This window comes from Colwellia sp. PAMC 20917, from assembly GCF_001767295.1.
Lineage (GTDB): Bacteria > Pseudomonadota > Gammaproteobacteria > Enterobacterales > Alteromonadaceae > Colwellia_A.
Map to the genome: position 1 here is coordinate 4,575,601 of NZ_CP014944.1, position 26,379 is coordinate 4,601,979.

Sequence of the window (26,379 nt, forward strand, 5' to 3'; positions counted from 1 at the left end):
TTGGCGGTCTTCTGGTTAACCGTTATAACTGTTTATATTGAAAACCATTGACTAGCCATTGTTCTGTTTGCTTTATCCATGACAATCCATAAAGTCCAACTAAATGTTTAGGTTTTAGCTTACAACGAGGGTCTGATAATAAAGTCCTCGCCTGTGAAAAATGGCCGTCACCAATATTGAGTTTTGCCAAGTGACACAAATGAGTTGCACTATACTTAAGCATATTGGTTGAGCTTTTATTACCTTTAAATAGAGATGCCTGCTCAGTTATCCGAATACTAAAACCACACTCTGCAGAAGGAATATTATTTTTACTTGCTTGGTTTTGTGCATCTTTATGATAAAGAGAATGAATATTTGGTGAATAAGCAATATCTGTATTTAACGCAACCCGACAGAATAAATCTTGGTCCTCACCTATAGGTTCATTCAGAGGAAAACCACCAATTTCGTTAAATAATGACCGTTGAATGACCATAGAAGACATAGTAAAAGGTAGGTCTCCTTGTGAGGCAATATCAAAATAATCAGCTAATATCACGCCCTCTGGATCGATATTTTTTAGTTTTATCTTTGCATCAATATAGTTATGCTCAGATTCGACAATTTGGTAGCGTGTTCCAAAAAACTTTGCTTGCGGGAATTTAACAATTAAGCGAGCTATCTCATCTAAAAATAAAGGTAACCACTGGTCGTCAGCATCTAAAAATGCAATGTATTCATGACTTGCTAATGCAACACCATTATTACGAGCGGCAGACACGCCCTGATTTTTTTGTTGGATGAGTTTTACATTTTCCATATTGGCATTTTTTACAATTAAGGCGCCATCATCGGTAGAGCCATCATCAATAATAATAATTTCAGCAGCGGGGTATTTCTGCCATGCGACACTGTTAAGTGTTCTTAAGATATGCTCGGCTTTGTTAAACAGCGGAATAATTACAGTAAATTTTATATTTTTCATTTTGATCACTCCAGTTAGATAAAGAATTTTTTAAAGCGCTATCAACTGATAACGTTGGTGGTATAAAATTTGTTGATAAACCTTTTACGATTTGGTTAACAATTGATTTAATATTGAGATTAAATAAATCTATTTGATAGTCTTGTGCTAAGCCAATCTCATCACACCAACCTTTACATTTGCTGTGATAATTAACAGACAACACGGGTGTGTTGGCTAAATAACCTAAAATAGAGCCATGCAAACGCATACTAATAATAGCTTTATAAGTACCCAGTTTTTCGAGTAATTTTATCGGGTCTGCTTGGTATTTTTCTATTGTTACTGGCACCGTTTTGTTTAAACGAGCAACAATATTATTGTTGATTTTCCAATCGCCTAATGAGCTATGTCCGTTAAACTCTATTAAGGTAATAGGTTCACCTGTTTGGGCGTATAACTGTGTTATTAACTGAGTAAATTGGTGAAACCTTTGTTGTTCAGCACCTTTATTTGTTTTCCCCATCGCATTAATAGCAACAGAGCATAACGACAGTGCAATGCCTTTACGTTCGACTTTTTTAGGTTTATATTTATCTGAACACAGCAGTAATGGTGCTAAATCAAAGGTTTTCTTAACGTTAGCATTAGGGGCGATACTTTGAGCAATGTCTAAACTTTCACTGTCTCTGACGCCAATATAACCACATTCATTTAAAAATTTTGAACAAGCTTTTTCTGCGGCAGTTGAATTGAACGGACCAATTCCAACGCCTACGGCTAAGCTATTTTTAGGGCTTGATAAAGACATTAATTGTCTTTTAAGGTTTATATCTGTTTCACTGTGTAAAACCGAGCCACCACCAAAAATAATACGTTTACTTTGAAGTGCAGCTTTATAATGCAATAACCTATTTTGTCCTGGAAATTGCTGGTTAAACTTGAGCGGTAGTTGATGATTCGTTTGTGTTTCTCTGAGGTAATCGCCGTACAAACCTACTAGGGCCTTTTTACAACCAATAATGTGTTGAGCCGCCCAAGCTGTTGCATACATCAGCGCATCATCGCCGCTATTTTGCATGCCGTAATAGCCTACTAAATAAGCATCGTATTTCTTAAACATGTCTTTCTCCTGATTTTAGTGGATTAAGGGCAATGCCTATCCATAAAAGTGCTGGCCAATAAATAAAACTTAATATTTCTAGATTTTCAAAAAATGAGTAACAGATAAAAACGATTGCCATTAGTGCAGCGGTATAACAAATCTCGCTTTTAAGGCTATGCCAAAATAAATAGATACAGGTAAAGGTTAAAGGTATAGCTAATGCTAAAAGTCCTACTATGCCTTTGACAAATAACAGTCCATACCAGCTGTGGTGTGAACCTATAGGCATTCCTTCAACAATTTTTGGTCCTTTCTCAACAATGCCATGTCCCCAAATTGGCGCTTCTGACTCCCAACGTTGCAAGGCAAGTACTTCTAGCGTATTACGTACTCGCGTTGAATCAGGGCGCGAAGCTTTAATGTCTTCGTAGCTGCTAGTGATTAAATTAAATAACGGTTCGCCTAATAATAAAATGGCTGGAATGAACAACCCAAAAAGTATAATAAGCAGTGGATTTTTAAAATGCTTACTGAAAAAGCATAGTGGCGCTAATGCGATATAAATAACCCAACCAGCACGTGATTGTGAGAGTAAACACATGATGAAACTGCCGACTAAACCTGAGTTTCTCCAAAAAGGTTCTTTCTCTTGGCTTGTAAAAATTAAAAATATACATGCCATAAATCCTGCTGCAGGTGCCCAAGGAGTAAAAAACCTCCAACGTCCACCACCAGTTTCAGGGTTTAAACCAAATAAACTTACTGTAAAGAAGCTTTCACCGGGTCCACCAATCACTTGTAGTGGTGATATAAATAAATCACCAGGGGCGCCAACCATATAAAGAACAACAGTCACACCGGCAAAAATTAACGAATGAAACGAAACAACGCATACGGCTCTAACCACTAATTGCGGTTTAATATCAACAAAGGCGCCAATAAATAAAAATAGCGGCATCAGTGCCCATCCTTTTGCCCAACCAATTGAAGACTTGATGGTTTTCGCTAGTCCCAGATCCCAATTCGAATGACCAATGAGTAGCGCGACTAACATAAAAAAACCACCAAGGATCCATAACCAAACAATGGCAGGTATCACTGCATTATTGTCTTTACCGTTTACATACCAACGTAATAAAACCACAATAAAGATCATCCAACCTATCACTGAGCCCATAACATAAAGACCACCGAATGCGAAGAATGGATAGGTAAGTGTTAACCCAAACCAAACTAGCTTTTCTTCGGTAGAACTTGCTATGGGATGCTGTGAAGCCATAAGTTAATTTGTCCAAATGGATGAATAAAGGCTTAATATAAAAGTATTATTATCTTTAGCCGGCATTGCATTAATCATTAGTAAATTGATGCTAACCTACTCATTGCTAAAACTGTGCCAATCTTTTTATTTACTTTAAGTTATTGATGTTATAGGTTTTGTTTGTTTTTATTGAGGCAGGCTTTATCTTTGAATTGCAAAATAAAAATAGGATTTTCATTTTGCAATTCATTATTTCTTAATAAAGACCTTTATTATTTACAGATTTAATCTGCACAATATTGGGAATAGGGTTGATAAAATAAGGAGCAGTCTAAGATAAGGCTAAAGATAACCCTACATCAAGGCGATTAAGCTTTGATAGGGTTAACTTCTATTAGCCAAATTAGCTTTTCTTGAGTAAAACTTGAATTAATTTGTTGCGTTGCGATAAAACTAACAAGCCAAAGGTAATAAATAAAAACCCGGCTACAGCACCAACAAAGGCAATGATATTTTTAGGACTACCTTGTTTCGTTGGGTAAGAAGGGGTTGTCAGCATTTGTAATACAGGATACGAGGCAAAAATGTCTGCTTTACTTGCTTCTAATCTTGCGGCTGCAGAGGTGAAAATAGCTTCTGCCATGTTAAATTCTCTTTGTAACCGCTCTAATTCCACTATTTCTCTAGAGTAGACCTTTAATTGGTCACCAAGATGTTCAACAGAACGTCCTAAATCAGCAAGCATTGAATCTTGGCCTTTTTGTTTTGCGTAAGCGGCAATTAAGTCAGCGAATAACTCAGCCCGTTTGGGGTTCAAATCCAAATTTAAGGAATTGAATATCTCATTTGAATTAACACCGTACATTTCGCTGCTTCTCTGGTTTATCGCAATTCGGGTAAAGTTTAATCTTTTTTGTTGTGCTTTCACTTTTGGATGATTAACCCCCCATCGAGAGCTGTATTCGGTCAGACGAGTAATACTTTCCTTTAATTCGGTAATATAAGCTCTAAATTCAACGTCTGATTGTAGGGCGAATGCTTGTCCTGCTAATTTGGGTGAAACCCCAAGCTCTTCACTTAATTGATAAATATACTCTTGTAATTGCCTTGTTTCAGCTTTGACATAAAGTCGTTTTTCTTTAACACCGGATAAGGTTTTAACTAATTGATTCATTTGATCGGTTGAAACCACAATCGAACGCTGTTGAAAATCAACAATAGCATTACGGGTTATATTCATTCTTTCCCGGTATTGGTCAAGAACATGGTTAATACTCCGGTCGCGTCGTAACACTTCATCGGCGCGTAGATTACTCAACTCGTCTTGTAAAGATTCATATATGGCAAAGGTTTTTTCTTGTGCGAATTTTGAGCTGCCAGCACTCATCTCCAATGAAATAATAGAGGTTTGCTCGGTGAGCTTAATTCTTGGTTGACCAAGTTCATCAAGCGAAATATTTAGTTTCTCAGCAGCACGCCCCCTAACACCTCGGCTTGAAAGCATCTCTTTATAATTAACACGTGGGTTAAAGCCACCACCAGAAAAAGGGGTATTAGTTTGTGAAACAACTTGGCCGACATTATCCAGTGATACACTGTTACTGCTACCCGTTCCAGGTAAGACCATTTCCATATCACTGGTAAATGACGGAGCCTTATTCAAATAAAGCATAATAAGCAGTGCAACAACTAAATAACAAGCTAAACCAACCACTAAATAAGGGCGCTTTAACACTGAGTATGTTCTTGCTCTGAATAGTCCAAATGACGTTAACGTTACAATAGGATATTTCATAATTCACTTATAACAATTTAATAGGAAGCAGGATGTCGACAACTGTCTTGGCGATATCACGAAAGTTAGTAATATTTGAGTCGTAACAGGCAACGGCGTCATTAGGCATTAAGTAAGGGTTAATATTGTCTTGATTTGGTGTCGTCATTAATGCTTCTACCGAGCGTTCGATAACTTGTGTTTCACCGGTAATTGGATTTTTACTCGCAAGTACGACTCGACGTGGCGCATTGGTCCAATCTTTACCACCGACACAATTAGCAGAAACCGCCGCTTGTAATAAGCGTGTACCATAGGGCAAACTTGTTGCAAATTTACCAATACCAGCACTCGCATTATCGCCCGCTGAATCAATCAGGTTAGACATAAATACACGAAATCCTTTAGGTGTAATTTGGCTTGGTCTAACTAAATGCGCTTGAAAGCAACCAGTACTGGGTACTATGACTCGGTCACCTGCGACTAAAGGATAATCTTTAACTAATTCGCCAGTTAACATGCCTGTCATATCTATTTGTACTTGCCAGCCTTTACGTATTAAAATAATTTGGTCTAATTTAGCATCCGGTCTAATACCTGATGCTGTTCTAATTGCTTCAGACAATAAACGCGTGGTTGAATAATCACCATAAGCGTCCAGATGTTCAGAGTTTTGAACACCTTTACTTTTTCTATTGATTAATACAGTACCGGGATTAAAAACGGCACCGGCAACAGATACCTCAATTGATGACCAATTTAATACGTGTATGGTCACGCTAGCACTGGCGGGCTGAAATATTTCTGCTCTAATTAAGGCTAATTCAATTTTGGTTTCTAATTTATTGGTTGTCGCACCGCCTGCTGAAACAACACCTATAATAGGTAGTTTTACATATCCCGCGTTATCAACAATATAACGACCATTAAAACCTTCACCATCTTCAATAAGTACTTCAACTAAATCCCCAGGACTTAATAATAAACCTTGAGCAAGAATAGGGTCATTCTCTGCTGAAGCTTTCATATTTGATGAATGTAAATTTAATGGCTTGTCTGTTCTATAATTTAGGGCTGCGCCCATATCTTGAAACTGACTGCAATTTAATCCATCTGAAAATAGCGTTTTAGGTGCTTGCTCATGAATAAAGTCATCACCATTGTCAGCGGGCGTACCATAAAATCTAAGTGCAGACTTATCAATATCTACGGATGAGTGCTTAGCACAACCCTGTAAAACTAAAATTCCAATGAGCGCGATAAGCGCTGGCATTATTTTGTAACTTTTAGGTGGGTAAAACGACATTGAATTCTCCATAACGATTTTAACTCTCTACACCGTTATTGCACTTAACGTACCAACTGATTACTTTTATTTTACCTATTGTATTTTATAGGTTTTTTTTGTAATTGTTCGGTATTTAAAAATATAAATTTGCAATTTGCAATGGGCTATATCTATTTTGCAAAAGCCTTTTTATCCGAATATATGGATACTTTGCTGATAAAAGATAAAAGATAAAAGATAAAAAATAAAAAAAGTGAATTGATTATGAGTTAATCAATTCACTTTACTGTTCTTTTAGCCATTTATACTTTAGCTAAATGTTATAGGTTGTTTTAACTAATAAGCACCTTTCGCCATTAATACCGCGGGAATGGTCAAGGCTATTATTTTACAGTCCATTAAAAAACTTTGTTGCTTAATGTAAGATTTGTCTAACTGTAATTGTTCTTCAAAATTAGTGTCTGCGCGGCCAGATACTTGCCATAAACCAGTTAATCCAGGCTTAGTAAATAATCTTGGTTGGATAAAATTATCATATTCATAAGTTTCAATTGATAATGCGGGTCTTGGGCCTACTAAACACATATCCCCTCTAACAATATTAAATAATTGTGGTAACTCATCAATAGAATATTTTCTAATAAATTGTCCAACCTTAGTAATTCTAGGGTCATTAATGTATTTCTTACAAACACCTTCACGAGAGCTTTGCGAAGGGTCTGGTTCTTTAAAAAGTGGGTCAGATTTTAAATACATAGATCTAAATTTATACATTTTAAAATGTCGACCATTTTCACCCACTCTAGTTTGAGAAAACAATGCACCACCCAGACTTTCTGTTTTAATTAAAATAATCACAATTAGAAGTAAAGGGCTAATGAGTATTAAGGCAAGTAGCGCAATACTTTGCTGTAAAATAACTGGAATGCCTTTGTGTTGGTAATTTATAACAATAGCTTTGTGCGTTTTAGTCAATAACGCCTGATTTTTAATTTTATTTAATATTTGAATAGTCATTATTTTGCTCCAGTATTTACTAAGCCAAGTAAAAAGGTTCTATATAAAAAAAGTGGGTTACCAATAACATAACGATTAAATTTTTCACGAGGTTCTTGCATTAAGCGCCAAATCCACTCCATCCCCATTTCTCTTAACCACATCGGTGAACGAGAAATATTGCCAGAATAGAAATCAAATAGTCCACCTACGGCTAATGCTGTTTTACATCGTAATTGGTCTCTGTGGTCGAGTAACCATTGCTCTTGTATAGGTGACCCCATAGCAACTAATAAAACGTCGCAACCACTGTCATTTATTGCGGTGATAATTTTTTGGGTACTCTCTGTGCCGTTATACCCATGCTCGGTGCCTGCAATATGTAGTCCTGGAAATTGAGCGCTTAATGCCTTTGCTGCTTGATCTGCAATCCCTGGTTTAGCACCAAAGAAATATAAAGATTGACTACTTTCAACACAGTTTTTACAAAGATGAGGTAACATATCTGTTCCGTTATTGTTGCCATTAAGCAGGAAGCCTGCTTTTTTTGCTGCTAATCTCATACCCGAGCCATCAGCGAACAATGCATCGGCTTTTGTTAGTTGGTTAAAGAAGGTTGGATTGCTAATCGACAAATTAATGGAGTGCGCATTAATAAAAAAACCTATTTTCGTTTTACTTGCCGGTATATCACTCGATGTTATCCATTCAACAGCTTCCGCCATTGAAGTATTGTTAACGTCTAAACCAAATAAAGATAAGTATTTAGATTCTTTAAGTCTTTTAATCTTTTGGCCATAAATAATAATCGAGATAAAACTTTTACTGATCAGCGCTAGATAATCAGTTAAGTTACCATTGAGTTGTTGTTCAAGTAGTTGCTCGGGCGTCATCACTGTTAACCCAGTTTTAAGGTGCAAGTCATAAAGACTAAAAATTCCTGCTTTACACTTAATTTGGTTAAGCACACAAAGCTGAATGTCGGGTGAAAGTCGATGAGTTAAAGGAATGCCGCAAAAAGAAATCTTACCTAAACAAATATCAAACAAAACCGCAGTTTTTACCCAGAGGCCACAACTAAAACTGTGTAATGTGACTTTTCTGCTTAAGGCATCAGTCTTGTATTGTTTTGAAAATAAGTTTCTTCTTGTCGTTATCGCCAAGATTGTATTTAACAAGAAACACGGAAGCAGTATTAATATAAGGATCAGTGCTATAGGCTTATCGACAATGTTGCCACGGTATTGATGATTAATGGCATCAATGTGTGTTAACGATTGAGTTATTGTTTGTAGTGAAATTTTAGTTTTTATCATTTCAGCTAACCTAAATTATTATCAGTTAACCTGTACATTGCTTAAGTTGTGCCAACTTGAATATTTATTTTATATGTCTGTTTTATAATGATTTTATTTTATCGAGGCTACTTTTTGCAAAAAAAAGAGAAGTACTAAATTGCAAAATAAAAATTTGAATTATCATTTTGCAATTTATTTTAGGATGCTAACAACGGACTAATTTTGGATAAAGCGATAAGATGATACTTGTTTCTCGCGACAGGTCGTCTTCATTACATGCTTGCACTGACGTTGGTTGTTTTCTATTAACAAAGGCTAGTATGCGGGCAGAGAGAGAGAAAACAATTTTATGAAATAAATTATTAATAATGCTGGTGCGCATAGGGCCACAATTGCTGTGTCTAATATAGTCACTTAAGTCATAGTCAAAGGTATTATTCCATTTTTGTTCGAGCTCTTTTATAAAACTTACCCCTTTACTTAATTCTATGACATGACCGTTTTCACCCCAGCCAACCTTGTTTATTTTTTGTATGCGAGTAAGTCTGGAATCAATAATACTGGTCAGCCATTCAATGGTTTGTTTATTATTCAAGGCAATGAGTACACCAGAATTAAAGCGATTAGAATAACCTTTTGCCATATAAATATATTTTTTATCTTCTACTATTGTTTTTAAAGCAGGGCAATTATCATTTACCACAGTATCAGCATCTAAAAATATAACGGTGTCGTATCCCGAGAGTAGAGCTGTTCGCATTAGCGTTAATTTAAGCCAACAACACTCTACGCCTAATTTAGAAATATAAGGCCGAGTTACCGCTTGATGGCAGTATCCTTGCTTTTTTGCATAGTTTTTGTGTGTTGCTAGTTCTTTGTTATACATTAACTGGTAACCATTTAGGGCAATGCTGAGTACTAATGTTTTATTGGTCATAAATGTCACCTTTACTGCAAATGGATTAATCAACTTCTCTACCGGTGAAAAGTGCTCAACTAAGTAACCTGCAATAACTACTCCATTATTTATAAACCGCTCTTCTAATGGGCTAACAGCGAGTAAGAAAGTATTATATAGATAAAGAGGGTGAATTTTTTTGGGGCTGTTGCAAAATGCGAACTTACCTTGACAAATATTATAAGTGACAAAATTTATGCTGGTGCTAGCGGATAAAGGTCTCTAAACCAACACTTTATAGTTAAAAGGTTGGTTTAGGAAAAAAAGTGTCACGTGTTAGTTAATCGGTGGATTTGCAAGCGGTAGGCGTATTTTAAAACATGTACCAACATCTACTTCACTGGTGACTGTAATTGTACCGTGATGCTTTTCAATGATGCCATGTGATATGGGCAAACCTAAACCCGTACCTTCGCCAACAGGTTTGCTGGTATAAAAAGGATCAAATATTTTTAAGATATTTTCTTCACTTATTCCTCTACCATTATCTTGCACGTAAATAATGACGCTATCTTGCTCTTGGGTTGTTGTAATGGTCAATATCCCATTGGTTGAGCAAGCATGTGAAGCATTCATAAATAAGTTAATAAAGACCTGATTTAAATCATATGGTTGCCCCATAACGTCACCACAATCAGAAAGCTCAAGATTAATGGTCATAGAGTATTTTATTTCATTAGCAGATACTTTAATACATTCTTTAATGCAATCATTAATACTAAAAGCGGTAAAGGCTTCATCTCCTTTATAAGAGATTTTCTTTAAATTGTTAACTATCTTTTTAACGCGCTCTACTCCTTCAATGGTATCGGCTAACAGAGAAGGGATGTCAGTTATTAAGTAGTCAGCATCAATTTCTTTACGCATACTTTGATATTGTCGCAACATTGAGTCAACATTATCTTTGAGAGGTAAATTATCTTGTATAATTTTGTCGAGTTTAAAGATTTCAGTAATATTTTCAGATAAATAAAAGAGATTACTGTATGAATAAGCAATAGGATTATTAATTTCATGCGCAATACCAGCCGTAAGTTGTCCCAGTGAAGACATCTTTTCTGACTGAATAAGTTGTGCTTGAGTTGTTTTTAATTCAGCAACAACCCCTTCAAGATTTAAAACATTATCGTATAATTGTCGTGTTTTCTCTTCAAGTAGCTTTTCGGCCAACTGTCGTGCCTTTTTTTCGCGGATATAGGCTGTTTTATACGCGTCTTCTTCAGTCATGTTAATCCTTGAAAGATATTATTAATTTACATTTTTCGGCTCCATCATGCATGCATTCAGGGTGTTCAATTACAATAGCTTGTTTAAAGTGTTGAGCCGCACCCGAAATTAATCCTTCAGAAAGATGGCACAACTTGCGCTTAGATTGATAAAACATAATTAAATCGCCATTAGGTTTTTCATCGTATTTAAAACTGGGTAAATAAGAATCTGGATAAACACGCTTAACTTCCTTGTGAATAACACCGTCTATACAAATGAGAAAATCTTTTAAATTATCAATATGTGATAAGTTAGCAGGGCTACTATTAAATAAATGAATAAATAAATATTCACCAAAGGTGCGAACTAACGTGGGCGGATCAATTTGGGTTAATGTCGATAGTTCAGCCACAAAAGCCATTATTTCGGAGTCTTCATACTGCATACCGTTAGTATAAATACCTTCAGAATTTGGTTTTACTTTATCTAACAACTCATTCCATACCGACATGCCCATTTTTTCAATGACCATTTCGGAAAATGTGGTGTATATAGAACCTTGCATGGTAATTTCCTTAAATTATGATAATGATAATGGTTCAATAACAATCGTAAATTGGTGTTTTTGATTAATCTCGTATTCAATTAACTTATTAATTGTGTGTTCGGTAAATTCATGACCTTCAGCTAAAATAAGCAAGTTATTTGCAGAAAACAAACCATATTTTAATACCATGTCGGGTAAAAGTTGTCGTGTCGTTAAGCCTTGTTCAGAAATATTATCAATAACTAATTCGGGGTTGGCCATTAATATATCTAAAACTTCTTTGGCATATTTCAAACCTTTCGATTTATTTAACGCGACCAGCACTTGCTTATGATCTAGTCTTTTAACGTCAATCTTACCCCAAGAAAATCGCCAATAGTCTCTTGCAACACTTATGATTTTACAGGCAAGCAATGTTTTACTATTCACTTTATTTTTTAGTTCTGCTAGCGAATGAAATTGATAAGTTAGTATTGCTTTGACACCATTTAAACGTTGCGCTGGCGAAAGAATTTGTTGAGCAATATCCCCCTGAGTCAAAAAAATCTTTTTTTGTTCGAAATTGAGTAAATTAAAGGGGGTACAAACAATGGTTGAATCAAACCCTAACAATCCAATTTCGTTGAGAAATCCTGATAAGCGAATATCATGCAATGCTTCTTTATCTAAGCAGAGCTTTTCTCCTAATCGGCCGGCTAATTGTGCTACATTTTTCGCAAAATCAGCATTAAGATCAGGACTGATCGCAATGAAGTTAAATAACATTTTCTCACAGGCTTTATTGTCTTGTTCATTTCTTGTTAATGACGTTCTAATTTGTTTGGTGCGTAAATTTATTTTTCCCTCTAAGTCATGATTTAAACTTTTAAGTAATTTATTTTTCTTTTCAATTTTACGTTTTAGATTATGGTTTTCCTTTTTTAAATGAGTGATCTCCAAACCTTCTTCAACAGCATTAATTAGGTCATCATTATTCCAAGGTTTATTGATAAAACGATTGATTTTACCTAAATTAATTGCTGCCACGGTTGATTCAAAATCAGCATAACCACTTAATACTATTCGGTAAGTGTCTGGGTGTGAATTAGCCACTATTGCTAATAACGCTGCGCCGTCCATTTCAGGCATTCTCATATCAGAAACAACGATATCCACGTGCGTTTTCTCTAAAATCTCTAGTGCGTTTTTAGCACTATTAGCAATAATGACATTATATGACTTGCGGTGAAATAAACGTTGCAAAGTCCTGAGTATAATTCTTTCATCATCAACACATAAAACAGTCATATCTGAATACAAAGCATTTTGGGTACTACTATCTGACATAATTTCTCCCTATAAATTTTACAACTGAAATAAATAGTTTTAATGATGTTAATTATAACGATCACTATATTATCTATTTTTTACTTTATAGTGATAAATAATAAACATATATTATAGTTATAACGGTTATTTATTCAAAAATTATTGATATTATTATAATTAATAAGTCAATTTACCTTAACAATATTTGTAATTGTTCAGGCGATACATTAAGTTTTAAATGTGGAATAAAAAATAATTATAGCTAAATGTAACACTGTTTTATAGGAAAGTTATTGGGCTTTAGTGTTGATTTTAAGGAAAAAAATGCAAAATTTGAATAAATCGGTCATTTTATTTGTTGACGATGAACCCGCTATTTTAAGATCGCTACAACGTATTGCGGGTAAAGTGGATGCGACTATTTTAACGGCTGCTAGCGGCGGTGAAGCACTTGAGGTGATTAAAGAATGTCATGTTGATGTCATTGTTTCTGATATCAATATGCCCAATATGGACGGTAATCAGTTACTTGAACAAGTTGCTCAAATTTCACCGGAAACTGTTCGTATTGTTTTAACCGGATGCGACAACATGGATACGGTACTTAATGCGATTAATTCAGGGCACATTTGGGGGTTTTTACATAAACCTTGGGATAATTTCGAACTTATTGTTAAGTTAAAGCAAGCATTACAGCTCCAGCATATACTTGCTGAACGTACTTTAATGCGAAGAACGATTGATCAATACCAAAAATATCACAAAGCAAAATTTGAAGGCTTTATTGGCGATTCAATTCCGATGCAATTTGTTTATTCTTGTATCGAACAAAGCGCTCCCAGCAGTGCCTCTGTATTTATTACTGGGCCTAGTGGCTCAGGAAAAGAAGTTGCTGCACAGGCAATTCATCGCTTAAGTAAAAGAAAAAATGGGCCTTTTATTGCGCTCAATTGTGCCGCTATACCCTCAGAACTGATGGAATCAGAAATTTTTGGTCACATCAAAGGAGCATTCTCCGGTGCTGTTTCAAATCGTGACGGTGCAGCGTCATTGGCCAACGGCGGCAGCTTATTTCTTGATGAAATTGGTGAAATGGATATCAGTTTACAGGCTAAATTATTACGTTTTATTCAAACAGGTTGTTTTCAAAAGGTCGGTAGCGGTAAAGAAGAAAAAGTAGATATTCGTTTTATCAGTGCAACCAATCGAGACCCTCAAGTTGCCATTGATGAAAAGAAACTACGTGAAGATCTCTTTTATCGGCTCAATGTTATTTCTATTGCGTTACCCGCTTTAAATGAACGTGGTAGTGATATTGTGAAGTTAGCCGAATATTTCTTAAGCCACTTTAGTAAAATTGAAGAAAAAGTTTTTGCGGGTTTCTCAACTAAGGCTGAGGTATTAATTACATCGTACTCTTGGCCAGGTAATGTTAGACAACTGCAAAATATTATTCATAGCGCAACAATTATGTCTGAAGGACCCTTAATTTCTGAACAAGTGATTGTTCAGCAACTTGGTCGACAGTTTAAACAGCCTGCTCTTGCAACACCCCCCGCGCAACAGGCGGTTATCTCGACACCGGATGATATCAATATGCAGACACCGATGCTCAATACAGCTAATTTAACACCTTCAATAATTACCTTAGCTGACGTCGAAAAGCATGCCATTGAACAAGCAATTGCATTGTGTGAAGATAACATTGTCAAAGCGGCCAGTGAACTAGGTGTGAGTCCATCAACGCTTTATCGAAAAATTCAGCAATGGCAAGTACCTGCGCTAGATTAATACCATTTTTAATTTGCAAAAAGTGCTGGTATTTTTTTTCAAAGTGCAAATTATTATCAGTGCAATACCTAAGTATAAAATAAAACCTATAATAATCAGTTGATTAAAATAAATTGAATGTTGGAACGAAACTTGAAGGTATCATTGTTAACGATTTAACAATGATAATTCAGGAGTGTTCTAGTGCAGTTAATGTCTTTATTGAGGACGCAATTTAATTCGGTAATTGAGCTGTTATCAAATGCTATTTGGTTACTTAGTGCCGAGTTTGTTGCTAAAGTCTCCAGAATTTTCACTATTGTTGTACTTGCCTCACAATTATCGCCAATCTCTTATGGTACCTCTATGTTAGCGCTGGCCTTTCATGATGTCTTTGCATTAATATTACGGGCCGGTGTAGGTAGTCAAATTATTAATTGCAAACAAGCGCAAGTCGCTAGTTTTGCAAAAAGTGGTATGGTCATCCAATGGGCTATCTGTCTCACTATCGCTATGGGTCAGTGGAGCTCTGCAGACTTTCTATCGTCACTTTATGACAATGATGATATTGCCTCATTACTCAAAATAATGGCTGTTATTTATCTGCTCTATCCTTGGGTGAGTGTAAAAATATTTTTGTTACAGCGCGATAATAAAATGCGTTGGTTTAGTATCAGAAATGGTGTTTGTGTCATCATCGAAAATGTATCTATAGCGGTAGCCGCTTTACTTGGGGCTGACATCTTTGCTGTTGCTTTGGGTAAAATCGCCTTTTCGCTATTTTGGTTGTTGTTATTTTCATTCGCACCGGTTCAATCATATGGCATTGGTTTTGATAAAACCGTAATCAAGCAGATGTTAAGAACATCAGGAAAGCTTTTTAATACAGAATTTTTACGAGGAATTCGAGTTCATGCCGATACTTTTATTGCCGGTAAGTTACTAACCCCTGAGCTTTTTGGTTTTTATAGTTTTGCAAAAAATGCTGGGGTAGGTTTAAGTCAGTCAATTAATCAAGTTTATATGGCTGCTTTATATCCTTATATTTGCAAGTTAGCTCGAGAAGGGCAGCTATTAGCACAACAAAAGAAAATATTTGCTCTTTCATTATCCATTGGTTTTTTATTCGTTTTTCAGGCTTTAATCGCTCCTATTTATGTACCGATTCTGTTCGACGATAAATGGTCGTCTGCTGTGCCTATCATCACAATATTATGCTTAGTGGCATTACCTAATTTAATTATTGATATTGCTTGTTGTTTTCAACGTGCAACAGAGCAATACCACCTTGAAACCTTTACTCGTTTAATTTGCCTGTCAGTTTCTTTACTCACGCTCATTATTATGATGCCAAAAGAGCCAATGGAATTCGCTGTTGTTATCTTTTTTAGCAGTCTGTTTTGCTTGATCCCGCTTTACTTAATTAATGTTCTTAAACCCTTAAATTATAACCTACGTACTTTATTTAATAGGAAAAAAATCACATGAAATCTAATGCCGTTCCAATAGTATCAGTTATTATTCCAATGTATAACGTTGGAAAATATATTGAACAAAGTATCAATAGCGTTCTTAAACAAACCTATCATCATTTTGAAATTATTTTAGTGGATGATGGTTGTACTGATGATACCTTAAATAAAGTGAATCAATTTACAGATCCTAGAATTAGACTTATTCACCAGACTAATCGTGGTTTGTCTGGCGCAAGAAACACCGGTATAGATGCGGCTCGTGGTTTATATGTTGCTTTACTCGATGCTGACGATTACTGGGCTAAAGATAAATTAGCTAAGCATATTAAACACCTATCAGCGAACCCTAAGGTAGGAGTAAGTTACTGTCCGTCATTATTTATTAATGAAGAGGGCGTACTTTTGGGCGTTGGTCAATTTCCTAAGCTGAGCAATATAACTAAACAACATATTTTTTGTCGTAATCCAGTAGGTAATGGCTCATCGCCAGTGATTAGACGGGCGTTATTAGCAGAAATTGGCTATTTTGGTGTTAAAAGAGATAAATATCGAAAAATGTATTTTGATGAAAGTTTGAGACAATCTGAAGATATCGAATTATGGACTCGAATAGCATTAACCACTACATGGAAATTTGCTGGTATTGCCAAACCTTTAACTTATTATCGTGTTAACGATACTGGCCTTTCAGCAGATGTTGATAAGCAGTATTCAAGTTGGCAACATGCCGTTATGCTAAACCAAGCTTCTGATCCAACCTTTTTCAAACAGTTTTATAGCTTAGCAAGGGCATACCAGCTTCGTTATTTAGCCAGACGGGCGATACAGTCTGAAAGTAAACTGACAGCTTTTAAGCTTATTCATCAAGCAATATTTTGTAATTACAGGATACTTTTTCAAGAGCCTAGTCGCACGATAATGACGTTAGGCTGTGCTTGGTTAAAGTTTTTACCGAGCAAGCTATATCGACGAATTGAAAAGTTTGCCATGTTAAATTTTGGCAATAGTTCAATTAAACAATAAGGTTAAAAGTGTAATGAAGACCTATAATCTATATCAGTTCTTGTACTACTCATAATAGTTATTTAGAGGCACTATGGCGCGTAATAATAAATCAGATGATAACTCAAAAGTTAATCAGCTATTAAGTGGCATGGATAAATCTGTTGCAGAAAGTTTCACTTATAAACAACGTAAAGCATTACAAAAAAGCATTAGTACCCAAGACTGGCGAAGTCACAATGTAGATTTTAGACCTACATTAGCATTGCCTTTTCTCCCTTGGAGTTTCTATATTGTTTTTCTAGTGGGTATTAATAGAAGGGGGCTTACACACACTGAACGTTTTATTGCTTTTGCTATGTTTTTATTATTTATATTCGTCTTTGGTTTAGCCATGATTGGTTGTGTGTTTTTGTTAATTTATTTATTAAAATCATGGTTAGGAATAGATTTGTTTCCAAATGAATCTTTAGGTATTTGGGATGCCTTCAAAAGTCTTTTCTAGCGAATTTCAGGCAAAGTAAATGCTTTATCAGGCATAATGAAAGATTTTTAAATAACATTGCTTACAGCTTGATAACGCTATTTGTTAGTTATCAAGCTGTATGTATCACTTGCCAGATACTCTTAGTTGATTAACCATGACTGAATAGTATCTCTGTCTGGGATCGAGCCGCTATGCACATTAACATCATTAATTAAAACTGCTGGGGTAGTCATTACGCCATATTCCATAATAACTTCAGGGTCTGTTTCTTTTATTACCTGAACATTAATATTCAATTCTTTGGCTATTTTAGAAATTTTTTCAACAGTCTTTATACATTTAGTACAGCCAGTACCCAGTACTTTTATTTCTATCATAATATTTTCTCTTTAGTTAAGTATTAAATAAATGGGCTTAAAAAATTAAATGTCCAACCAATTAAAGTAAATGCACTAAGCAATAGGATAAAAAGTATCGCCAATAATCGCCATTGCATGACTTGCTTTAATAAGATGAACTCAGGAAAACTTGCAGCTACAGTACTCATACAAAAAGCGAGTGTGGTTCCTATAGGAAGGCCTTGTTTAAGTAAACTTTCCATGACAGGAATAACACCGGTCGCATTAGAATATAAAGGTATGCCAAGTAAAACTGCAGAAGGGACTGACCACCATTGCCCATCGCCTAAATGCGCTTGAATCCAACCGTCGGGTACAAAACCATGTAAAGCTGAGCCTAACCCTACACCTACAATGACCCATTTCCATACTCGTCCAAAAATTTCGCTGAGCTCTTCCTTTGCAAAAGTATGTCTTTGTTTTAACGATAATATTGCAGATTGTTTAGCTTTAACTCTTACCGTGTTTTGACCGCGTTCTAACGCTTTGGCGGCAAAAGATTGCAACCAACGTTCAGCTTTTATGGCATCAAGAAAAATACCGCCTAATATGCCAACAGACATACCAACCACAATGTAAAGCAGGGTAAATTTCCATCCCAATAAACTAAGTAACAGCAATACTGCTACTTCATTTATCAGTGGTGATGTAATGAGAAATGACATCGTTATACCCACAGGGATCCCTGCTGATGTAAAACCCAAAAATACCGGAATACTCGAGCAAGAACAAAACGGCGTTATTGCGCCAAAACTTGAGCCAAGTAAATAACCAACCCCTGAATGTTTACCGGCTAAGTAATCACGAATACCTTCAACATTCATTGACGCTCTTAATAAAGCAATAGCGTAGATCATTATCAATAACAAAAAGAATATCTTAGTGGTGTCTTCGATAAAAAAATGAAGGGCATCGCCTAGTTTTGTTGTTCTAGATAAGCCAAATATATCAACAACTAACCATGTGGCTAAATCGGTAAATATCTCAAACATAAGCTGTCCAATCGAGGTGGATAATAAGTAATAAAATAAGTTCGCTAAGGTAGTATAGATTTTGTAACACGGTTTTAAACGGTCTTGACGGTAAAATTTACACCGATAAAAGACAATAATAAGGGATTAATACACTCATTATTATAATATTATCGTGTTGTTATACTTTGACTTAAGTCAGGTTATCGCTAATTACTGCCGATAAAAAGACGGTAGTAATAGTAGGTGAGTTCGTTGAGTATCGATATTTTCCCTTTGCGCTATTTGTGGATCTTCACTAATAATGAGAATTCTCGTTCAGGATTTTCTTGGCTGTAGCTAGATTGAGTTAAATCAATTGAAAAATCTACGTCAAAAGTCGTGAGAAAACTATAAAAGACGTCACAAAAAATAAGAAAATTTAAAAACCTCCTAAGCTATGTACTGAATGGTCACTTATAGCCCAGCCTGTGTGAAAACTAATTATTGTAAGTTTTCATTATTGAGGGTTTATATCAGCTATTTAGAAGGCTTCGCGTAGCGAAGCCGATATTTATGAATATCCATGCTTTATATTTTTTATTCGTTCAAAATTGCTGATATTGGCTCCTATTTGAAACATATTTGGGTCTTTTAAGGAAAGAGTTACCTCTTACGGCAACATCACTTCCTTCATCAACTTTTCTATTCCAAATATATTGAGCATTCTTTTTAAATTATACGCCAATACATGCAGGTTCAATTCTGTACTGACATTTTTAAACCCTCTTGTTAAAAGGTGCGTGGCTCCTGCCCACAACTTAATCGTACCAAAGGGATGTTCAACCGTTTGTTTTCGTTGAAGCATCGCATCAGGCGTTGCTTTGAGCAAGGCTTCCATTTTTTCCATATCAGCTTCATGGATCCAACGTCTCATTCTTCTTGGGTCTTTTTTAGAACGGGTACATTGGCTTCGGATAGTGCAATTTTTACAAGCCATACCATTGAAGTAAATTTTGATATCTAACCCTCCTTCTATCGCATTGAATCGATGTTGAAGCTCATTGCCCGCAGGGCAAATATAAACATCATTATCTTGATTATATTCAAACAGTGACTTGTTAAAAATTCCCTTCTTTTCTGAGCCTGATGTATCGGTTTTTGGTACAAGCGTCGATACACCTAAATCTTGAGTATCTTTAATATCTTGTCGGCTGTAATAACCCTTATCTGCCAATATTGTTGTAACACTTTTCCCTAACGCTTTAAGTGTCAGTTTGGTCATATTGCACAACTGCCCCCTATCTGTTGTATTGGTGACTTCGTGAGCAACAATTAAATGATGTTTAGTATCGACAGCGCTTTGTATGTTATAGCAAATCGCTCGTGTCATGCCCTGTGTTTTCATCAAGCGAGAATCAGGATCGACTGTTGATACTTGTTTATCAGGATGATTATTGACGGCTAATTCCATCTCTTTTAGTTCAACGAGGTGTTGTTTTAAGAAATCTAATTTAGATTCAATATTAGCAATGTATTGTGATGTGTTCTCTTGTGAATCTGACTGTTCAAGCTTCAAAAAATAATTATTAATATGCTTTTCTACTCGCTCAATATGAGACTTCATTTTACTTGGAGTGTAGTTTTTATCTTTGTTGTTGGATGCCTTAAACTTACTACCATCTATAGCAACAGTCGCTTCACTAAACATATTGAATTTATGGCACATTTGAACGAAGGTTTTACAGGTGTTTTTAATTCCACTGTGGTTATCTTTTCTAAAGTCAGCAATCGTTTTAAAGTCTGGGGATAAACGCTCCGTGAGCCACATAAGTTCAACATTACGTTGTGTTTCTCGCTCTAGACAGCGTGATGACTGAATTCGGTTTAAATAACCATAGATATAAATTTTGAGTAATATGGCGGGGTGATAACCAGGTCGGCCAGTTGCTTTAGATTGAACACCTTTGAAACCAAGGTTTTCTAAATCTAAACCATCGACAAATACATCAATTACTCTAACAGGATTTTCTTTAGCGACAAAATCTTCAAGCATTTCTGGAAAGAGGGTTGCTTGGGAGCGAGATAAACCTTTAATATGACGTGACATACAGCCAACATATAATCAATTAACCTAATGAATATTATAGCAAATATTGAGTGATATATTATCTTGTTTTGAGATTGATTGATCATAAGTATCCGGTGCTTATTCGAAAAAGTGATCAAAACGTTTTCACACAGGCTGAGCCATAAGCTGTCCTTATCCAAGAAACTGCTATGAAGAGTTTATGGCAAACTAGACAGTTTGGCTTATTTGATTTTAAAACTCCTTAGCAGCGATATAATAAGTATTCGTCCAACTAGCTGATAAGCTTAAAAATCCCATAGTTGCAATATTCTGGCTTTGATCGTACATTTATTAATCACATTGTATTTAGTTGATAGGTACTTATTCATGGATGAGGTAGACTTTTTCAATAATGCACTCGATGCTCTTCCTGAACATATTTGTATTATTAATAATATTGGTGATATTGTATTTGTAAATCAGGCATGGGTCGATTTTGAATTAAATAACTCTTCAACGCAATCCACCGATTGGCATAAAATCAATTACTTCGATATTTGTAAGAATTCAATAAGTGAAGATAATGATGATATTTCACTCATTTTATCAGGCATAGAAGCTGTTGCCAGTCAGAACTCTCCGAGTTTTTCATTTGAATATCCTTGTCATAGTCCAGACAATCATCGTTGGTTTTCACTCAACTGCACTCCATTTAAATCCAACCAAAAAACTTATACCTTATTACAGCATGTTAATATCACGCAGAAAAAACAAGCAGATATAAATTCCAATATCGATGCCCTAACAGGGGTTGCAAATCGTAGAGCATTTGACGAATTTTTTCAAAAAGAATGGCTTCGATGTGCCCGGTCATTGTCTCCAATTAGTCTCATCATTATTGATATTGATGACTTTAAAGCATTCAATGATACGTATGGTCACGTTAAAGGTGATTGGTGTTTAAAGACAATTTGTAATGAATTAAAACAATTAGTAAACAGACCAAGTGATCTATTTTGTCGGTACGGTGGGGAAGAATTTATTTATGTTTTAGGAAATACGTCATCTAAACAAGCACAAGAAATTTGCACCAAAATACATCAAGTTTTAAAAGAATTGAATATTAAACGTGATGCAATAAAGGATAGTATACGTGTTACCGTGAGTGCTGGTTTAGCTTGTGTCCATCCAAGTAACTTTAATAACAAAATCGACCTACTCGAATATGCCGACAAGTATCTTTACACAGCTAAATCTCAAGGAAAAAACACAACCAGATGTCACTATTGTGAAAGTGAGATCTGCTCTCCTAAAAATTGCAGTTATTAATTATTATGCCTGACCCCTTCCTCTCCAGAGGAAGGGGTGGTGAATATAGAATACCTATTCCTCACTCTTTAAAATTGTCAACAAAGCTAGCTAATAATATAGGTTTGAAACAGTTATTGAATTGTCTTCTTTCGTATCTTTGTTAACATTGGCCTAGTGATTATTAGATACTTCTCCAGCTAGCCAATTGCCGACATTAGCTTTTGAGTTGCTAACGGCAGTTCAGAGCCTAATATAGTCATTCAAATTTAAATGCTTTTGTTTATTTGTACCCAAAATCTTACTAAATATTTAGCATCCGATTACGTACACAATCTCAAAAGCGGACATTAGAATCATCTAAGGTCCAGATAAAGTAGAGTTGTTAAATCTAAGGCGCTAATGAGATAGTGCTAACCGTCACTATTGCCACACTGAAGACACTAGGCTTCAAAGCGCTAACGTCAGCTTCACTAATAAAGCGGTCATTAGCATCGAAGATAACCTTGTGACTTCTGTTAGCCAAAAGCGGAAGTAGAGCAATCATCAACACAGCGCAGGTCATGCCAAAGAGAAGACATTAGCGATTAAAACAATAAACCTTATTCGGATTAGGTTTTGTATCAATAATGGTCATATTAAAGAGATAAGTCATTGTTGACTGAAATCGTGAACGAAGTGACCAAAACTTCTAATCTCACTTGCTCCTATCTTACAAGATAACAATATTTTAATATTTTAATATTTTATAAAAACAATAAGCAATATAAAAAAGTACTTAACAAAGTAAATCAAGCGTCTCGCCCGTGACTTCTGCATGCCTTTCCTTATCATAAGATGACTACAGAATACAAAGATTATCAATATTCTTTGTATTCTGTATCTTTGTAAAAATTATTGATTCCTTAAGTTGGTTGACTTATAGTCTAATAATATTGATAAATTGTTTTATACTTAATCGAATAATAGTACAAAACAATCGTAGTAATTGTTGATTACCTAGGGTAAATGATAGTTTACTATTTTCTTTACGAAGAAAGTCTATCAACGTGATTTTAAATATTCTCTTTAGTCATCTAATAGCCATCTTCCAAAGTTATCAATCACAATAAAAAGTTTTCACTGACTTTTACATATGATTAATTTACTGAGGATAAAAACATGTTTAAACAATCTATTCTTTCACTCGTCATCGCATCGACACTTGCTGGTTGCGGTGGTTCTTCAACAGACTCTACACCTCCACCAGTACCAACTGTACCAACGTCATCTAGCCCTACAGCAACGCAAGTTACGGGAGTTATTACCGGTTTTGGTAGTGTCTTTATTAATGGTGTTGAGTACGAAACTGATTCTGCTGAAGTCTCAACCGATGATAATGCAGGAGCAAGTGAAACCGACTTACAGGTTGGCATGGTTGTTACGCTCAATGGTAAAGTAAATGAAGGCGGAACTACGGGTAACGCGAGTTCTATTCATTATGATGAACAATTAAAAGGCCCACTTGATAGTATCGATCTACTTGCCAATTCTTTGTCAGTACTTGGACAAACTATTTTCTTTGATGATTTAACCAGTTTAGACAATGTCGTACTAATTGAACTTGTACCCGGTGACTTTCTTGAAATCAGTGGTTTTTTTGATGCTGATGGTAACTTGTACGCGACAAGAATTGAAAAAGAAACTGAGTCTACCAAGTTAAAAGTGCAAGGCATGGTTGAAATGTTAGATACTGTTAATAAAACCTTCACTTTAAGTAGTCTAACAATTGATTATAGTTCGGCAGTATTCGACGATTTTGTTGAAGCAGACTTGGCTGAGGGTCAAGAAGTACGTGTTAAAGGCCTATCTTCAGCATTAGCCAATGATATATTTGTGGTGAGTGAAATAAAACTCAAAGAAAGCAAAGAAGAGCATGAAGACGGTGATGATAAACATACCGAAGGATTTATCACGAGTTTTGAATCGAACAGTAGTTTCATTGTTAATGACATTCACGTAATTACTGATGAAAATACCGAGTTTGAACATGGTTCAGTTGATTCTTTACTGTTAAATGTTCGCGTAAAAGTTAAAGGGGAGTTTAATGCCACTGGTGATTTATTGGCAAAAGAAATCCGTATTCATCAACGAAGCAACTTAAATTTAGAAGGTGCGGTACAAGAGGTTGATCTAGATTTAAGTACAGTGACCGTACTTGACGTTGTGTTTGAAGTTAACAACCAAACTAAAATGGAAGATGAATCAGATACTGGCGAACGTTTTTTTGATCTAGCTGACTTAACGGTTGGTGACTTTGTTGAAATAAAAGGCTTTATTAATAATGAAGGCAATAATATAGCAACAAAAATGAAACGTGAAAATGAAGATGATGATAATGAAACGGAGTTAAAAGGCACAGTAAGTAATATTATAGACTTTAGTTTTGATATTGTCGGCGTGAATGTTAGTACCAATGAAAATACATTGTTTGAGGGGACTGATGGAGACGATGTTACCCAAGTAACATTTTTTGAACAACTGCAAGATGACATGTTGGTAGAAGTTAAAGGTCAAATTGTAGACGGTATTTTTGTCGCATTTAAAGTCGAAATAGAAGAAAACGACTCTGAAGATGATGACTCCGATGAAGGTATGCACCGTACTGAATTAAGAGGAATTGTTGAGGGGATTTCAGACGAGACTTTAATCGTGTCAGGTCATAATGTTTTGATAACTTCAAACACTGAATTTGAATTTAATGATGACGAACTTTCTGCTGAAGAATTCTGGCAATTAGTGATTGTCGGTGATCAAATCAAAGTTAAAGGTGATAAAGATATGCAAGGTGTTATTACCGCTAAATCTATAGAGTTAGAACGCTAAGAATAAGCAAAGCACGAGGAAGCATAATTTAAAAATCAATTATGCTTCCTCGTAATACAGAAAGCTGATAAAAATGTATTTGTAATGGCCGAATGAAATTGGCCACATTTTAGAGGTGTCAATAAAATATTATCAGGCGCTTTGTGCCCCGAAGCGTATATAAAATGATAAAAATTTAATACAATTTAAATGTCTAACGCATGGCTGTTTTACGTTAGATTATTCATCGATAGATAAGCCTAGGCTAACGTCCGGTTTCGTATCTTTGCTGACCTTATTGGATCGTTGACGAGTTACAAAAATTTTCTCAGGTGTAACTTAAATGTTAAATTTTCTCATCGTGTGACGCATTTCTCATTATTTGTGACGATTCACATTCTTTGGGCGTTAGGCAAAGGGTATATATAGCAATAAGCGCGTTTAAACGCCGGGTGTTGCTTGAATCACTTTATTTCTAAGCCATTTGTTAGCGGGTTCAAAGTCGAGGTTTGTATGCCAATAAAGATGCATATCAATATCAGGTAGTGTTACAGGTAATGGGTATATAACCAAATCGAGCAATTGCGCGTACATTTTAGCCGTTGTTTCTGTTGCCGTGAGTAACATATCGTTACCTGCTATAACCCGACATGCTGAAAATGTATGCTGACAACGCAAACCTATTTTACGTTGTAATCCAAGACGAGCTAATTCGAAATCCTCAATGCTTGGTCCTGTAGAACGCGACGACACTAAAATATGGTCCATCGACAAGTAGCTTTCTAAATCGAGTATTGCGTTAATTTGTGGATTATTTTTACGTGCAATAACGACTAATTTATCTTTTTCTAATTGGGTGTGTAATATATTGTCGCTAACGGGTAATAAAGTATCTATGGCTAAGTCAATGTCGCCACTGGCGAGTTTGTTTTCCAGTTCATGGCGATTAACTCGGCGGCTACTTTGTATATTTACCCAGGGCGCTTCTTTATGAATTCTCTGTATCAAAGGCGGCAAGTAAGAAGCTTCTAAGGCAACATGCAAGGATATGGTAAAACTTTTACGCGAGGTCATCGGTTGAAATTGTTTTGACTGCGCTAAACATATTTGTAATTGACGTAAAGCTTCACGAACATCTGCAACTACATTATTAGCCACTACAGTAGGACGCATTTCATTGCCTTGTCGCACAAATAGTGGATCGTCAAAATGTGCACGTAATTTACTCAAAGAGTGACTCACTGCTGGCTGTGATAAATTCAGTGCAGATGCTGCTTTGGTAATATTGCCTTCGCAGTAAATGGCTTCGAAGACCACAAATAAATTTAAGTCGACTTTCATCGTTATTTTTCAACCTAATTCGTAAAATAAGAAATTAATATTG

21 protein-coding genes are annotated in these 26,379 nt (G+C 35.6%); 6 read left to right on the plus strand and 15 right to left on the minus strand.

Annotation, left to right across the window (positions count from 1 at the left end; translation table 11 throughout):
• Window positions 1-22: 22 nt before the first annotated feature.
• The 11 genes from A3Q34_RS19490 to A3Q34_RS19540 all read right to left on the minus strand — a co-directional run bounded on the left by A3Q34_RS19490 (window position 23) and on the right by A3Q34_RS19540 (window position 12,708).
• Window positions 23-967 (minus strand): glycosyltransferase family 2 protein, encoded by a 945-nt coding sequence (locus A3Q34_RS19490; RefSeq protein ID WP_070376855.1) that lies wholly within the window; start codon window positions 965-967, stop codon window positions 23-25.
• Window positions 927-2,069, minus strand: a complete 1,143-nt coding sequence (locus A3Q34_RS19495) for a polysaccharide pyruvyl transferase family protein (RefSeq protein WP_070376856.1) — start codon at window positions 2,067-2,069, stop codon at window positions 927-929. The genes A3Q34_RS19490 and A3Q34_RS19495 overlap by 41 nt, the downstream gene beginning before the upstream one ends.
• On the minus strand, window positions 2,062-3,330 hold the full coding sequence (locus A3Q34_RS19500) for an O-antigen ligase family protein (protein ID WP_070376857.1): 1,269 nt from the start codon (window positions 3,328-3,330) through the stop codon (window positions 2,062-2,064). The genes A3Q34_RS19495 and A3Q34_RS19500 overlap by 8 nt, the downstream gene beginning before the upstream one ends.
• Before the next feature lie 385 nt (window positions 3,331-3,715).
• Window positions 3,716-5,107: a GumC family protein gene (locus A3Q34_RS19505; RefSeq protein ID WP_070376858.1), complete on the minus strand. Its 1,392-nt coding sequence runs from the start codon at window positions 5,105-5,107 to the stop codon at window positions 3,716-3,718.
• 7 nt (window positions 5,108-5,114) lie between these two features.
• The gene (locus A3Q34_RS19510) at window positions 5,115-6,392 is read right to left on the minus strand and encodes a polysaccharide biosynthesis/export family protein (protein WP_083278108.1); all 1,278 of its coding nucleotides are present in this window, start codon (window positions 6,390-6,392) and stop codon (window positions 5,115-5,117) included.
• Window positions 6,393-6,710: 318 nt separating this feature from the next.
• A complete protein-coding gene (locus A3Q34_RS19515; RefSeq protein WP_070376859.1) occupies window positions 6,711-7,391 on the minus strand; it encodes a sugar transferase in 681 nt (226 codons plus the stop codon).
• Complete coding sequence (locus A3Q34_RS19520) at window positions 7,391-8,686, minus strand: WecB/TagA/CpsF family glycosyltransferase (protein ID WP_070376860.1); 1,296 nt, start codon at window positions 8,684-8,686, stop codon at window positions 7,391-7,393. Before A3Q34_RS19520 ends, A3Q34_RS19515 begins: the two co-directional genes overlap by 1 nt.
• 187 nt (window positions 8,687-8,873) lie before the next feature.
• Window positions 8,874-9,605, minus strand: a complete 732-nt coding sequence (locus tag A3Q34_RS19525) for a hypothetical protein (protein ID WP_070376861.1) — start codon at window positions 9,603-9,605, stop codon at window positions 8,874-8,876.
• Between the two features lie 297 nt (window positions 9,606-9,902).
• The gene (locus A3Q34_RS19530; protein ID WP_070376862.1) at window positions 9,903-10,853 is read right to left on the minus strand and encodes a sensor histidine kinase; all 951 of its coding nucleotides are present in this window, start codon (window positions 10,851-10,853) and stop codon (window positions 9,903-9,905) included.
• 1 nt (window position 10,854) lies between these two features.
• Window positions 10,855-11,400, minus strand: a complete 546-nt coding sequence (locus tag A3Q34_RS19535) for a heme NO-binding domain-containing protein (RefSeq protein WP_070376863.1) — start codon at window positions 11,398-11,400, stop codon at window positions 10,855-10,857.
• Between the two features lie 15 nt (window positions 11,401-11,415).
• Window positions 11,416-12,708, minus strand: coding sequence for a response regulator (locus tag A3Q34_RS19540; RefSeq protein ID WP_070376864.1), 1,293 nt, complete (start codon window positions 12,706-12,708; stop codon window positions 11,416-11,418).
• Window positions 12,709-13,014: 306 nt separating this feature from the next.
• Between A3Q34_RS19540 and A3Q34_RS19545 the strand changes: the two genes are divergently transcribed.
• The 4 genes from A3Q34_RS19545 (at window position 13,015) to A3Q34_RS19560 (ending at window position 17,442) form a co-directional block, all read left to right on the plus strand.
• The gene (locus A3Q34_RS19545; protein ID WP_070376865.1) at window positions 13,015-14,481 is read left to right on the plus strand and encodes a sigma-54-dependent transcriptional regulator; all 1,467 of its coding nucleotides are present in this window, start codon (window positions 13,015-13,017) and stop codon (window positions 14,479-14,481) included.
• 192 nt (window positions 14,482-14,673) lie between these two features.
• Window positions 14,674-15,948: an oligosaccharide flippase family protein gene (locus A3Q34_RS19550; protein WP_231907495.1), complete on the plus strand. Its 1,275-nt coding sequence runs from the start codon at window positions 14,674-14,676 to the stop codon at window positions 15,946-15,948.
• Window positions 15,945-16,958, plus strand: coding sequence for a glycosyltransferase family 2 protein (locus tag A3Q34_RS19555; protein WP_070376867.1), 1,014 nt, complete (start codon window positions 15,945-15,947; stop codon window positions 16,956-16,958). Before A3Q34_RS19550 ends, A3Q34_RS19555 begins: the two co-directional genes overlap by 4 nt.
• A gap of 73 nt (window positions 16,959-17,031) precedes the next feature.
• Window positions 17,032-17,442, plus strand: coding sequence for a hypothetical protein (locus tag A3Q34_RS19560; protein ID WP_070376868.1), 411 nt, complete (start codon window positions 17,032-17,034; stop codon window positions 17,440-17,442).
• Window positions 17,443-17,564: 122 nt separating this feature from the next.
• Here the strand turns inward: A3Q34_RS19560 and A3Q34_RS19565 are convergent, their stop codons facing one another.
• From A3Q34_RS19565 to A3Q34_RS19575, 3 genes are all read right to left on the minus strand, one after another.
• Window positions 17,565-17,801, minus strand: coding sequence for a thioredoxin family protein (locus tag A3Q34_RS19565; RefSeq protein ID WP_070376869.1), 237 nt, complete (start codon window positions 17,799-17,801; stop codon window positions 17,565-17,567).
• Between the two features lie 23 nt (window positions 17,802-17,824).
• Window positions 17,825-18,814, minus strand: a complete 990-nt coding sequence (locus A3Q34_RS19570; RefSeq protein WP_070376870.1) for a permease — start codon at window positions 18,812-18,814, stop codon at window positions 17,825-17,827.
• A gap of 631 nt (window positions 18,815-19,445) precedes the next feature.
• Window positions 19,446-20,882, minus strand: a complete 1,437-nt coding sequence (locus tag A3Q34_RS19575; RefSeq protein WP_070373900.1) for an IS1182 family transposase — start codon at window positions 20,880-20,882, stop codon at window positions 19,446-19,448.
• Window positions 20,883-21,230: 348 nt separating this feature from the next.
• Here A3Q34_RS19575 and A3Q34_RS19580 point away from each other — a divergent pair, with 348 nt between their 5' ends.
• A complete protein-coding gene (locus A3Q34_RS19580; protein WP_070375677.1) occupies window positions 21,231-22,172 on the plus strand; it encodes a sensor domain-containing diguanylate cyclase in 942 nt (313 codons plus the stop codon).
• 1,140 nt (window positions 22,173-23,312) lie between these two features.
• The gene (locus tag A3Q34_RS19585; RefSeq protein WP_070376871.1) at window positions 23,313-25,016 is read left to right on the plus strand and encodes a DUF5666 domain-containing protein; all 1,704 of its coding nucleotides are present in this window, start codon (window positions 23,313-23,315) and stop codon (window positions 25,014-25,016) included.
• 420 nt (window positions 25,017-25,436) lie between these two features.
• On the opposite strand, the gene A3Q34_RS19590 is transcribed toward A3Q34_RS19585, so the two are convergent.
• Window positions 25,437-26,336 (minus strand): LysR family transcriptional regulator, encoded by a 900-nt coding sequence (locus A3Q34_RS19590; RefSeq protein ID WP_070376872.1) that lies wholly within the window; start codon window positions 26,334-26,336, stop codon window positions 25,437-25,439.
• Window positions 26,337-26,379 lie beyond the last annotated feature (43 nt).

Bases quoted from the DNA above. Each gene is read 5' to 3' on its own strand.
- A3Q34_RS19570 (WP_070376870.1), bottom strand. From the start codon at position 18,814: ATGTTTGAGATATTTACCGATTTAGCCACATGGTTAGTTGTTGATATA.
- A3Q34_RS19560 (WP_070376868.1), top strand. From the start codon at position 17,032: ATGGCGCGTAATAATAAATCAGATGATAACTCAAAAGTTAATCAGCTA.
- A3Q34_RS19515 (WP_070376859.1), bottom strand. From the start codon at position 7,391: ATGACTATTCAAATATTAAATAAAATTAAAAATCAGGCGTTATTGACT.
- A3Q34_RS19535 (WP_070376863.1), bottom strand. From the start codon at position 11,400: ATGCAAGGTTCTATATACACCACATTTTCCGAAATGGTCATTGAAAAA.
- A3Q34_RS19545 (WP_070376865.1), top strand. From the start codon at position 13,015: ATGCAAAATTTGAATAAATCGGTCATTTTATTTGTTGACGATGAACCC.
- A3Q34_RS19510 (WP_083278108.1), bottom strand. From the start codon at position 6,392: ATGTCGTTTTACCCACCTAAAAGTTACAAAATAATGCCAGCGCTTATC.
- A3Q34_RS19590 (WP_070376872.1), bottom strand. From the start codon at position 26,336: ATGAAAGTCGACTTAAATTTATTTGTGGTCTTCGAAGCCATTTACTGC.
- A3Q34_RS19505 (WP_070376858.1), bottom strand. From the start codon at position 5,107: ATGAAATATCCTATTGTAACGTTAACGTCATTTGGACTATTCAGAGCA.
- A3Q34_RS19550 (WP_231907495.1), top strand. From the start codon at position 14,674: ATGTCTTTATTGAGGACGCAATTTAATTCGGTAATTGAGCTGTTATCA.
- A3Q34_RS19555 (WP_070376867.1), top strand. From the start codon at position 15,945: ATGAAATCTAATGCCGTTCCAATAGTATCAGTTATTATTCCAATGTAT.
- A3Q34_RS19490 (WP_070376855.1), bottom strand. From the start codon at position 967: ATGAAAAATATAAAATTTACTGTAATTATTCCGCTGTTTAACAAAGCC.
- A3Q34_RS19580 (WP_070375677.1), top strand. From the start codon at position 21,231: ATGGATGAGGTAGACTTTTTCAATAATGCACTCGATGCTCTTCCTGAA.
- A3Q34_RS19495 (WP_070376856.1), bottom strand. From the start codon at position 2,069: ATGTTTAAGAAATACGATGCTTATTTAGTAGGCTATTACGGCATGCAA.
- A3Q34_RS19520 (WP_070376860.1), bottom strand. From the start codon at position 8,686: ATGATAAAAACTAAAATTTCACTACAAACAATAACTCAATCGTTAACA.
- A3Q34_RS19530 (WP_070376862.1), bottom strand. From the start codon at position 10,853: ATGACTGAAGAAGACGCGTATAAAACAGCCTATATCCGCGAAAAAAAG.
- A3Q34_RS19525 (WP_070376861.1), bottom strand. From the start codon at position 9,605: ATGACCAATAAAACATTAGTACTCAGCATTGCCCTAAATGGTTACCAG.
- A3Q34_RS19575 (WP_070373900.1), bottom strand. From the start codon at position 20,882: ATGTCACGTCATATTAAAGGTTTATCTCGCTCCCAAGCAACCCTCTTT.
- A3Q34_RS19540 (WP_070376864.1), bottom strand. From the start codon at position 12,708: ATGTCAGATAGTAGTACCCAAAATGCTTTGTATTCAGATATGACTGTT.
- A3Q34_RS19585 (WP_070376871.1), top strand. From the start codon at position 23,313: ATGTTTAAACAATCTATTCTTTCACTCGTCATCGCATCGACACTTGCT.
- A3Q34_RS19500 (WP_070376857.1), bottom strand. From the start codon at position 3,330: ATGGCTTCACAGCATCCCATAGCAAGTTCTACCGAAGAAAAGCTAGTT.
- A3Q34_RS19565 (WP_070376869.1), bottom strand. From the start codon at position 17,801: ATGATAGAAATAAAAGTACTGGGTACTGGCTGTACTAAATGTATAAAG.